We start from the raw sequence: 11,716 nt of genomic DNA on the forward strand, positions 1-11,716 counted from the left end.
GCCGAAAATGAAGATAGTGATCCGAGGTGATCCGACCAGCCGGGCAGGTGACAGACCGGCTGTGCTCGTGGTGACAGCGCACCGCGGGCCGACCGGCTATCGTGCCGCAATCCTCGTTGCCACCGGACAAGACCTCGGCCGGACCGCGAGCGCCCAGCTAGTTTTCGCGCTGGAGCATGTAGTCGATCATGTGCCGGACGAACGCCAAGCGGGTCCGGGCCGGTGCCTGCGCATATGCCCGGGCAAACTCCGCACGGGCGGCGGTCGCCATCTCCTCGGCGAATCCCCTTGCGTAGTCAACGCTTCCATATCCGCGCAGCATCCCTGCGACCCGGGTGCAGTCGTCGGGCGTGCGGTCCCGTTGGTGGAGGCCCAGGAACCCGCGCAACCAGGTCCGGTCGGCGTCGTCGGCCCTGGCCAGTAGATGGATCAGCAGAAGAGTGTGCTTGCCCTCGCGAATGTCGTCGAACGGCATCTTGTCCGGCGACTCCCGCTGCTCCACGTCGAGCAGGTCGTCCCTGGTCTGGAAGGCGAGGCCGAGGTAGAAGGCGAATCGGCTCAGCGCGGCCAGCTGCGCGGTGCCGTGAGACCCGATGATCGCGCCCAGTCGGATCGGCAGGACGGTGGTGTACCAGCAGGTCTTCTTGCCGGCCAGGGCGATGTAGTCGATGGGTGCGAGATCACCGATCCGCTCGCGCCGCCAGCCGAGCTCGAGCGCCTGTCCCTCGGTGGTGTGCCGGATGGTCGTCATCAGCTCGAAGGTCACCAACTCGCGGACGCGCGGTCCTAGGCCGGCGTCCTGGCGGATCGGGTCCAGCGCGAGCGTCGCGAGAGCGTCCCCGGCGTTGAGGGCCAGCGGCAGTCCGTGGATGGCGTGCAAGGTGGGGCTATGCCGGCGCAGCGAGCTGTCATCCTCGATGTCGTCGTGGATCAAGAAGGCGGTATGCAGCATCTCGACGGCGGCGGCCGCCCCTGCTGCGGCCTCGCACGGTCGACCGAAGGCCTCACAAGTGGCCAGCAGCAGAGCGGGGCGGATACCCTTCCCGCCTCGATCGAGGTAGTCCCGCATCGGGTCGTACAGATACTGACGCGGCCGCCCCGCTGTCAGGTGACGTTCGATCCGCTGCCGGGTGATCCGGGAATACCGGGCCAGTCCGTCGTGGATGTCGGTGACCGATATACCGGTCATCGAACGACCAGTTTCAGGCGGACCGCGGCGTCCGGCAGCCCGTCGGCCAGCACGTAACCGTGGTACGTGCCGCGGACTGCTCCCGGAGGCACGGCGATCCCGACCCAGGCGGTCCGGCGGCGGTCGGTGGAGCCATCGAGGATCGGCGGCTCGATGTCGCCGTGGTCGGCGGTCAGCCGGGAACCATTGGCGTGCCAGAGATCGGTCAGGCGCAGGGTCAACTCGGGCACGAAGGCGCCGGAGACGTTGTGGATCCAGACCACCGCTCCCGTCCTGGCCCCGGGCCGCCCCACCAGTACGACAGGTTCGGGCGGGCGGCGACCGGTCGATCGGTCGAACACCACCCCGGTCACGTCGGCGGCAAGGAACTGAAGAATGTTGTTGAACAGGCCGGCGTAGCCGTCGACGGCCCGCGCGATGGCCGCCCGGACTTTGAACTGCTCGGTCGACGCTTCCGGGTCTGGACCCGAATCCGCACCGACGGGTGAACTCCGGGGCTCGATCTCCTCGAGGAGCCGGTCGAAGGCGAAGTCAGCCGCGTCTCTGGCGGTCCAACGTTGCTCGCCTTCGCCAGGTGGACCTGTCGCGTTCCTCATGCCGACCCGGGTCGGTAGTCACCGAGCATTCCTGCCGTCAGCCGTCGGCCGCGTACCGCGTTCGCCGCCTGGATTCCGCTGATCACCGCGGCCTCGATGCAACCGGCGTTGAGACCGTTGTCGATCCAGTCACCGGCCAGGAACAGGTGGTCGAATCCGGATTCGTCGGCGCCTAGTCGATGCCGGACACTGCCCGGAAGGCACTGGACGTAACGGTCGGATGGGTCCACATTCGCCCGCCAGTATTGGGTGTCGAGCCGGTCCGGCGTTGCTCCGGAGCAGGCCGGGTGCAAGACGTCCCATCGGAATCCCCCTCCCGGGTCACCCACGCCGGGCCAGAAGTGACTCACCCGATTGTCCAGGAAATCGACTGCGTTCGCTCTGACGGTCTTTCGGGCCAGGTCCGGGTCCACGGCCCAGGCGTCCTCCAACGCGCTGCAGAAATAGGCGATGGTCCCGGGTCGGCCGCCGGGGGGCCACTCCTCGCGCGGGATCAGGTGGCTCATGCCGGCGTAGGTGTCGAGGGGAGGTGGGTACCCGCTGACCGCGGAACCCACGTGCGGCCAGCCCAGTTCGACCTCCGTCGGGGTCAGCCACAACTGCAGTGACTGGGTCGCGACGGTCGCGGAGTGCCTCACCATGGCTCGCCAGCGGGAAGATCGACGCAGCAGGTCGGGACAGCAATGGGGAATCATGCCTATCGACACCGCCAGCACCACGTCGTCGAAATCGTGGCCGGCGGTCAGGCGTCGTGGGCGTTCCGATCCGCGTTGCGACCAGTGGCTCTCCAGGTCGGTCGGCACCGGGCCGATCAACTGGTCCACGTCCGGCTCGGCCGGAAAGCACGGCAGCCCGCCGACCCGGATCAGGGGGCGGTACTCCTCCCCCGGTTGGCGCAGGTCCGCCTGGCGGCCGAACGTCAGCGCAGCGACCCGGGATCCGTCGGCAGACAACTGGACCCGATCGAGTCGGTGGAAGAACTCGAATCTGACCCCTCTGGCCTTGAGCGCCTGATATAGGGGGGCGAACACGATGTCCCCCATTCCTGCCTGCATCTGCCAGAAGAGGGCGCCACGGTATTCGAGAAACATTTTCCAGGTCAGCAGTAGACCCTGGCCGGCCGCGATCCGTGGTCGCTCGAAATCGCCGTGCTCGTAGGCGAACGCCAGATCGTAGAGAGCCTTGATGAGTGGTTGATCGCAGGTTTGTGCGGCCGCGCCGTGCCGGCGCAGCCAATCACGGAGGTCGAGATCGTTGACCGCAGCCAGACCGGCCGGATCCGCGAACAGCCCGTCGCGGACGGCTCCGCGCAGGCAGGTGACCAGCAGATCGACGAAATCACGGGTTCGGCGCGCGTCGGCGTGCCGGCCCAGCCGCTCGTCGATGTCCGCCCGGACCCCGTCGATCCGGTCAAGCACATAGGCGGTGGCCTGGCGTCCGGGGCGACTCGTCCCGTCGAACAGGCGAAGGATCTGCAGCGCCGCCGTCAGCGATCCGATCTCGGTCAGCCGGATCAGCCGGTGCGGACCGACTGGAGGGAGTGCGGGCGGGTCGGGTGAGCCGCTGAGGACCACCGGACCCGATGCCTCGCTGTCGGTGTCGTCCTCCGGAAGGGATGCGACGAAGTCGGTCAGTAACGCGAGGATGCGCCGGATGAATCGGGTTCCGGAGTTCTCACCCTCGGTCGTCCGCTCGCCCGGTGATCCGCCGAGCGGCCTGAAACCCGCGATCCAGTCCGACCAGTTTCCGTCAGCCGACTCACCGATACCGACCCGACGAATCGGCGCGAAGGCCTGATCGAATCGAGTGATGGAGCACGACGGGTCGGTGGTCGGACGATCGTTCTCGCGGTAGACCTGACGCATCAGACGGAATGCGTTCTCGTAGTAGCCGAGCCACACGTGCAGACCGTGCTCTTCGATCCGGCCGTGCGGGCCTCGAGAACTCGCACCCTTCCCGCCCAGCCGCCAACCGCGCTGATACACGGTGACTTCGAACTCGTCACGGCATTTGCGACTGCTCAGACGCCATGCGGCCGTCAGGCCGGCAATACCGCCACCGACCACGGCGACACGCTTCATGCCGGCGCTGCCGCGGTCTCGATGGGCCGGGCCCGGGCCGCCAGGGCCGGGGCGCCCTGCCGGTCGGCGAGGTCGGCCGCGCGCGCCAGGTCGTACTGTGCGGTCGGCTCCCCCGCCCGCAGCCGTGACCGACCCAGAATGCCGAGGGTCTCGGCCGTGTAGAAATGGCTGCCCGTGCCGTCCGCGATGTCGAGGGCCTGGTTCAGCGTCTGTCCGGCCTCCGCGGACCGGCCGGCCGCCAACTGGGCTGACGCCAGCTGGGTCAGCCAATACGGGGTGTGTACCGCGGCCACCACCACGTCCCGCGCGAACGTCACGTGCGCAGTCAACTGATCGATCAGCTCGTGACGGCCGAGCATGATCCCGGCGAATTCCCGGTGCAGCGCAGCGGTGAGCTGCCACATGGCGAAGCCATGCCGATCGGCGAGTTCGGCCATGTGCTCGCCGGTTCGGGCCGAACCGTCATGGTCGCCCTCCAAGGTCTGGATCAGCGCGGCGAAGTGATCGATGTAGCACGAGGTGAACGGTGCGTACGGGAAGCCGAGTCGCTCGGCCCGTTCGCGCGCGATGCCGATGCAGCCCGCGGCGGCTGCGGGATCACCCCGCGCCCAATGGATGAACGCCCGGTGGGCGCCAACCACGCCGAGGGCGTCACTGGGCAGCTGTTGGGACATCTCGACGGCCGCCGTTGAACGTGCCCAGGTGGATTCCAGGAATGCGTCGAGCAGCGGCGCGGAGTCGTCGAAATGACCGCGGAAGAACTTGTCGATCCCGAGACAGACCTCGCCGACGACGGTCGGGACCCCAGCGGTCGAGCACTCCGCGACCACCGCCATGCCAATCTGGTCCGCGCGATCCAACTCGCCCCGGAAGCTGTAGTAGGACCAGCTACTGATCAGGGTCGGAACGATCTCCGGGGCACCGACGAGCAGGCGGCACAGGTCGGCGCCGCGCTGATGGTCGGCGGCAGCCTCGGGGGCTCCATAACCACGTGCGGCGACCGCGCTGAAGCTGCGCATGCGCCGAACGGCGAGTTCCGTCTGCCATCGGCCTGTACCTTCCGGCAGATGTTCCAGCAGATCCAGGGTGTGCGTCAGCCGGTTGATGACCTCGGCGTCGGCTCCCACCAACTGGTCGGCAGTGGCGATCTGCAAGTGGGCGCCAACCGCTTCGCCGGTCTGCCCGGCCCGCTCCAGGTGGGTCGCCCGCTCCCGGGTCTGCCGCGCGGCCGGATCCCCGCCGCTGCCGATCAGGTCGGCGAGCATGCCGTGGTTGTGCCGGCGGGTCGTACGACGCTGGGATTCGTACGCCACCTCCCGGATCAACTCGTGTCGGAATCGCAACCCCTCCTTGCCGTCCTCAAGCAGGCCGGCGGCGAGCAAGGTGCCGATCCGGCGGCGGAATTCCTCGTCGTCGGTCCCGGCAACCCGCCGGAGCAACTCAGGATCCACGTCGCGTCCCACGGTGGCGGCCAGTTGGACCAGTTCCAGGTCGACGTCAGGAGATGCGAGTCGGGCGAGCAGCGGGTCCAGTAGGGCGGGGGGAATCCGGTACTCACCGAAGCGGATCGACCGATGGACAATGCTGCCCCGCCCGAGAGCCTCGGCGGTCCGCAGCAGCTCCTCCAGAAAGAGGGGAACTCCGTCACTGCGGTCGATCAGGTCGTCCAGATCCGCACTGGGTAATCCGGCACCCGCCGGTGTCAGCCCGGCGAGTTCGGTCGACTCCGTTCGGGAAAGGGGCCCGAGCGACAACCGTTGCATCCGTTCGGCCGGCCATGGCGGTTCGAAGCCGTCACGGACGGTGACGACAATTCGCAGGCGGTCACGCCGCGCTCCGAGCAGGTGCGAGATCACGTCGATACTCGACTGATCCGCCCACTGTGCATCGTCAACGAACAAGACCGTGCGCTCCGTCCGACCGGAGCCGACGACCAGGTCGGCGACGAGTTCCAGGACATACCGACGCAGCTGGCTCGGGTCGACCGGAGCGGGGGTCGCCAGCATGGTCAGCGGCACACCCACGGCCGTGGACAGGAAGGGAAGGTCGCCGTTCCGGGTCATCGGCTCCCCGATCCGCACCCGCAGCTTGGCCAGTCGGACCCCAGGGTCGTCCGATTCCCCGATACCACAGGCGGTCTGGATGAGATCCCGAAAGACGTGCAGGCTCGTGCCCTGTTCGCTCCGGCGTCCCCGGCAGACGATCATCGGAAACCCGTACCGCCGGGCACTCTCGGCGATCAACCGGCTCTTACCCAATCCGGCTTGGCCCGACACGACCAGCAATCGATCGTCTCCGGTGACGAAGGCCTCCAGCCGCATCAGCTCCGGGGAACGTCCGACGAACGGGCTGGTGGGAGTCGCCCGGCGGGAGCCAGGCCGCTCCCGGATCACGGTGAAGATCTCGACCGGTCGAGACACACCACGCAGCGCGACAGCCCCAATGGATGCGGTGTCGAAATACGGTTCGACCAGCGCCTTCGTCGCATCGCTGATCACCACGGTGTTCGGCGTGGCATGATCCTGGATCCGGGCGGCCTCGTTGGCGGTGGCCCCGGCGACACCCACACCGTCGACGACGACGAGATCGGAGTGCACCGAGATCCGGACCTGCAGGGCCGGATCGTCGCCAGGGCCGAATCGGTGCCGCAGTCGTTGGTTCAACGTGGTGACGATTTCTTGCCCGCAGCGCACCGCGCGTTGGGCGTCATCCTCATTGACCTGTGGGTAGCCGAACAGCACGAGCATTCCGTCGCCGCGGTGATCGTCGATGAAACCGCCGAATCGATCGACGATCTCCCCGCAGATCGATCGGTAGGCGATCAAGACGCCGGTGATCTCTTCAGGATCGATCGCGTCGGCCATCTGCGTGGATCCGACGATGTCGCAGAAGAGCAGGGTCATCTGACGCCGCACAGCTGGTCCAGCGAGCAGGGCCTGACCCTCGGCGTTGCCAGGATCCAGCGCCAGGACCGCGCTGGCCAGCGATAGGGCGAGCTTCCAGTCGCCGTCCGCGCGCGCACTGCGCGCATCATCGAGAAGATCTCGGACCCGATCCCCCAGCCTGGAGATCGCTTGTCGACGCTCGGGGGATTCGGCCATGGTCCACCTTGGTTTCGGGAGGAGGCGCGGGGTTGTCGATGGTTCAGTCCATGTCGCCATCCTCGTGCCGCGATTTCGATCGCCCCTCGACGACAATCACCAGTTCGGCCAGAGCGATCGGCGGTTCCGCCAGGTAGACCAGACCGTCGTAGACTCCGGCAACGAGGTCGTGGTACTTCTTTTCGGCCTTGCGTCCGACCTCACGGGAGATCTTGAAGTTGACCGTCTCGAGCACGTAGACGTCTGAATCCTTGGGCCGGATCGCCACCAGACACCGGGCCAATCGACGGACACCGTCGGTCAGGTTGCCAAGGTCGACGGTCTGCTCCGGGCCGCCCGGATCGGAAATCCGTCCACTCAAATCGATCTTGGCGCGCTGCGGCAGGTGCATCGTCCAGAACTGCGGTGCAACCGGTATCGCGACCGGATTCAGCAGGACGTGCCGGTGCTTCCCGGCCCTTCGGAACAGCAGGAACGCGGTCGGCAGTGGTTGCGCAGCCAGTCCGCCCTGCCAGGCGCCGTTGATCAACGACCAGATGTCGTCGAGGTTGTCCATCGCCGCGACCATCGAGGACGCCACGTCACCGGCCATGTCGTCGGCCGTATACGTCTTGCGGTTGCGGAGCTGGGCAGAAACCTTGGCCCACAGCTTCAGGTTGCGGTCCGCGATATAGGAGCCGGTTGCCCCGGTGTCCTGGAGAAAGCGCCCGACGCGGTCCCATGCGAGCGAGTCTCGGTCTTGCGTCACGATGCTCCCGGTCCGGTTCGTCGAATGGTTGGTGTGTTCATTCGCGGATGGGTCACCGTCCCCTCACCCGAAGCCGGTCAGGTGTGTTTCGGCGACACCGTTCATTGCGCATTCGACGTACAAGGCGATATAGGCGGGGGCCAGGTACTCGACCATCTGCAGCAGATCACCGGGAAGCGGCCTGGATCCTGCCCCGAATCGATCGCCGAACGCGATCTTCTTGCGCATCGTCAGCCGCCACGCCTGCCGGCCGGCCAGCGGCCGAACCTGGAGATAGCCCTCGTCCAGAAGCAGGCCGCCGGCCCGGCGATCCCACAAGATCGTACTGTCGATGCTCCGGCACAGGTTGTAGCTGACGTCCGCACGGCGCCGGCTCGATCGCTTCGACGTCCGAATGTTGAGCACGTTGTGGTAGCTGGCCGTTTGATCGCCGGAACCGTTCCAGGAAGCGCGGACCTTCTCCTCGAAGAAGCGGGCCCGGCCGAGCGCGCGAACCTTCCGGTCGGCCCGGTCCCCGAGGCCCGGCGGCACCGCGATCGGCTCCAGAGTGAATGGGCCGGGGACGTACCGTCCGACGGTGATGATGTTGCTCGATCGCGCCCAATTGACCGGGTCGATCGCGTCGACGATGGCCGCGAACGGACCCCGGACGAGGCTGGTCGTCGTCACACAGGTGGCCATGGTCGGAGAATCCTGCGTGATCGCGGTGCACCCCGGGTACACGACCAGTTGTCCGGCACCTGCGGCGGACCCGAACAACCCACGGGTAAATTTGTCGAACGCGGCGATATCGGTGAGGGCCTCGATGAATTGTTCGACATCGACAGCCGTATCGAATTCCAGTTCGCCGATTTGCCGGCCCAAACGGGCCAGTGCTCGGTCGAGTTCGCGCGGCTTCGGCGAGCGACGTGCCTGCGGCGGCAACATTCGACGAATGTATTCGGTGTCGGCCGCCCCAAGAATCAGTTCGACGCCGGCGGCGAAACCCAGTATCCGGCTATCCGAGGTTGACCGGTCCGACCGTGGACGATCCATCCAGAGAATCAGTTCACGGGCCATGGGCAGCTCGCCCTGACGCACTGCACGCACGGCGTTGATGAACGCACCGGCCCTCTTTCGATACCTTCGGCGGAGGCGATCGAGATCGGCGAGATTGCATCCCGGAAAGTACTTTACGATTTCGCTGGGGTACCGGTTGGACGTCCCGGGATCGGTCATGTCCACCGGAACGGTCTGGACAATTCGCCACAGCATCTCGCGCAGTCGGACGGAGGAACCGGCGATCGTCGCCAACGCGGCGCTCAGGCTCATCGGCTCGATTCCGACCGGAAGCAGAACGGAGGCGGCGCCGCGAATCCGAAAATGGTGACCAAAAACGTGACAGTAAACGCTGAGCAGCGCACGAAAAAGTTCGGCTCGCGACTTCCCGGCGGACCGATCGCATGAGTCCCCCGATCCATGCATTCGGCACATTCTACCTACGCGCCGGATCAACACGCACGCTGATCGGGTGATTCTGGCCAGCCTCGGTTGCTACTCTTCGTGCACGACGGACCGGTGGCTCGTTCCGCTACAGACCCGCCCGGCGGCGTAGTGCAGTGTCGTCGTGAATGGTGATCGTGTGTCCGTCGATCGAGATCAGCCGCCGAGCGACGAAGGACTGAAGCACGCGGTTCACTGCCGGGCGCGTTGCGCCGACCATCTGGGCCAGGTCTGTCTGCGTCAGGCGAAGTTCCAATAGTGTCGTTCCGCGGGATTGCCGGCCATGCTCCTCACCCAGGCTCAGTAGGAGCTTGGCAATTCGGCCGCCGAGATCGAGGAACACCATATCGGCGGTCTGCTCGGTCAATCGACGCAGAATTGATCCCAACGAGCTCAGCATCGACTCGAGGAACCCGCTGTCCCGCTGCATGAGGTCGAGAAGGACGGATCGGTTGATGAGCAAGGCGGTGGTGGTCCGGGCAGCAATCACCGACGCCGACCGTGGGCGTCTGTCGACGAGGGCCAACTCCCCGAGGGTTTCGGGCGGTCCGAGCGCCGCAAGTACGACCTGATCGCCGGACATCCCATGGACCACCACTTTGACCAGTCCATCCACCACGACGATGAGCCGGTCCCCCGGGTCGCCCTGGTACCAGAGAAACTGGTCCCGCGCGTAGACGCGCGGGTGAGTCCCGGCAGCGACCATCTCGAGCACGGGACGACCCACACCACCAAAGAGGCCGGTCGTCGCGAGGACGTCGATCATCTCGCCCCGGTTCACCCGTGCCCCCTCCACCGGCCGATCTACATGACAATGTCACAGAGGTCGGCGTCCGGCGAGCGAGTCGAGCAATGAGTTTTCCTCGCGAGGGGAGCGTCCGTCTCCCTGCAGGCAGGCCAGTAGAGAGTCTGCACCAGCTGGCCGTGTACCGCTGTCTCCCAGGGCACAGACCATGGGTTCGATCGGGGGCAGTCGAGCCGACCCCTCACACGTATCGTCGTACCGTGCCAGTCGATTGGCCAGCCGGATCAATCGAAAGCGGGATCGGAAGTCAGCAGGCCAGGGGGGCGGGCATGCCGTCCGCGTACGACCAGCACCGGTCGTACCGTCGAGTCGTCCGGCGCCGGGCGGACTCGATGTCGCTCAGCTTGCGCTTACGGTTGCGCGCCGGGCCCGTCGCCCGGCGTCGACCGGCCCAACCCGGAACCATCGTCGCCAGGCCCGTTCACGTGCGATGGGGCGACCTCGACCCGCGGGCTCCAGGTCACCCTGGAACGGCCGGTTCGTGTCTCCCGATCATCCCGCCGGACCAGGTGTGAACGCCGCGTCCGCCGGGGCGGGTAGTGATCGAAGGATCGGTTCCGGGAAATCGAACACGACAGATCAGATTCGGCTGCATGCTCGTTGAGATTTGCCGCACCATCGCCTTGACGTGTTCGCGGTCCCGGATGGTCTTGCGCTCCACCTCGTCGGGCGCGCGGCCAGCGCGACGGTGAGTGTCCGACGGAAGGCCCTCCCACAGCGGTGCTCCGGCGCGTTTCGGCTTCCGGATGCGGCGCCGGATAGTCAGGCTTGTCCAGGGACATCGGGGTCTGCCCACGGGCGGACACGGGACCTTCCCCCGGCTGGTGGCCATGAAGTGCTCCCCATGGCCGCCGTCACGCCCAGCCCGTCCTGGCGTTCAGGTTCCGAGTTCTCAGCACCGGCCCGGCGCGGCCGGCTTCTTCTGCGCCCGCCGACACCGACGGAAAGGGTTGGACACTGGACCGATGACGGACCCACCCGCGACTGTTCAGGACGTGCATCGCGTTGCCGCCGGCATGCCGTGCGTCACCGTCTATCCCGGGACCGCGGACCGGCCCGTCTACCAGGTCGGCGGGAAGAGCTTCGTCTTCTTCCGCAATCCCCGACCGGATGCGGTCGACCCGGAGACGGGCGAACGGTATGACGACGTCATCGTCTTCTGGGTCGACGGCGACCAGGACAAGCAGGCGCTGCTGCAGTCCGGGCCGCCTTACTTCACCACCCGGCACTTCGACGGGCACCCGTCGGTGTTGATCCGGGCGTCGCGATTGGGCGGGCTGTCGCTGACCGAGGTCACCGAGTTGATCCAGGACGCCTGGCTCAGTCGGGCGTCCCGTCGCCGGGCGGCAGCGTGGCTCGCCGAATGCGGCCTGAGCGATCACGTGGCCGATTGACCATCGGGCGATCGGCGACCACCATGGGTCCGAGTGCCGCCCGGAATGTCCGGACCATCCAACCGCCCGGCGCCGACCCGGGTGCTCCGTCCCGGAGGCGCCCTCTCGGGAGGGAATGCGCCGTGCCCCCTGTCACTCCCCCACTGCCCGACGGCACCCCGGCTCGCGCTGGATCGTAGCAACACGCCCTGGCTGAACGCTCAACTCAGTTGCTGGACAATCGGTCGCACAGACTGGACCCCACGTGTGGATCAAACCCGTGGTAGCTCGATGATTTTCAGGCCTAGTGGCTACGCCATCCGAGTGGCGCCAGGCCCTCG

The 11,716-nt window shown here is 66.8% G+C and carries 8 protein-coding genes; 1 reads left to right on the forward strand and 7 read right to left on the reverse strand.

Features of this window, described 5'->3' with window-relative positions; all coding sequences use genetic code 11:
* Nucleotides 1-157 precede the first annotated feature (157 nt).
* The 7 genes from ACILSK_RS15695 to ACILSK_RS15725 form a co-directional block, all read right to left on the reverse strand.
* Nucleotides 158-1,189 carry a polyprenyl synthetase family protein gene (locus ACILSK_RS15695; RefSeq protein WP_395728109.1) on the reverse strand — a complete coding sequence of 344 codons (1,032 nt, stop codon included), beginning with the start codon at nt 1,187-1,189 and terminating at the stop codon, nt 158-160.
* The gene (locus ACILSK_RS15700; protein ID WP_395728110.1) at nt 1,186-1,785 is read right to left on the reverse strand and encodes a hypothetical protein; all 600 of its coding nucleotides are present in this window, start codon (nt 1,783-1,785) and stop codon (nt 1,186-1,188) included. The genes ACILSK_RS15695 and ACILSK_RS15700 overlap by 4 nt, the downstream gene beginning before the upstream one ends.
* Nucleotides 1,782-3,866: an FAD-dependent oxidoreductase gene (locus tag ACILSK_RS15705; RefSeq protein WP_395728111.1), complete on the reverse strand. Its 2,085-nt coding sequence runs from the start codon at nt 3,864-3,866 to the stop codon at nt 1,782-1,784. The genes ACILSK_RS15700 and ACILSK_RS15705 overlap by 4 nt, the downstream gene beginning before the upstream one ends.
* Complete coding sequence (locus tag ACILSK_RS15710) at nt 3,863-6,967, reverse strand: ATP-binding protein (protein WP_395728112.1); 3,105 nt, start codon at nt 6,965-6,967, stop codon at nt 3,863-3,865. Before ACILSK_RS15710 ends, ACILSK_RS15705 begins: the two co-directional genes overlap by 4 nt.
* 43 nt (nt 6,968-7,010) lie before the next feature.
* Nucleotides 7,011-7,715: a hypothetical protein gene (locus tag ACILSK_RS15715; RefSeq protein WP_395728113.1), complete on the reverse strand. Its 705-nt coding sequence runs from the start codon at nt 7,713-7,715 to the stop codon at nt 7,011-7,013.
* A gap of 63 nt (nt 7,716-7,778) precedes the next feature.
* On the reverse strand, nt 7,779-9,026 hold the full coding sequence (locus ACILSK_RS15720) for a hypothetical protein (RefSeq protein WP_395728114.1): 1,248 nt from the start codon (nt 9,024-9,026) through the stop codon (nt 7,779-7,781).
* Nucleotides 9,027-9,285: 259 nt separating this feature from the next.
* Nucleotides 9,286-9,978, reverse strand: coding sequence for a Crp/Fnr family transcriptional regulator (locus tag ACILSK_RS15725; RefSeq protein WP_395728115.1), 693 nt, complete (start codon nt 9,976-9,978; stop codon nt 9,286-9,288).
* A gap of 989 nt (nt 9,979-10,967) precedes the next feature.
* On the opposite strand from ACILSK_RS15725, the gene ACILSK_RS15730 reads away from it, so the two are divergent.
* Nucleotides 10,968-11,396, forward strand: coding sequence for a hypothetical protein (locus ACILSK_RS15730; protein WP_395728116.1), 429 nt, complete (start codon nt 10,968-10,970; stop codon nt 11,394-11,396).
* Nucleotides 11,397-11,716: the final 320 nt, after the last annotated feature.

The organism is Nakamurella sp., assembly GCF_044224575.1.
In the GTDB taxonomy this organism is placed as follows: Bacteria; Actinomycetota; Actinomycetes; order Mycobacteriales; family Nakamurellaceae; genus Nakamurella.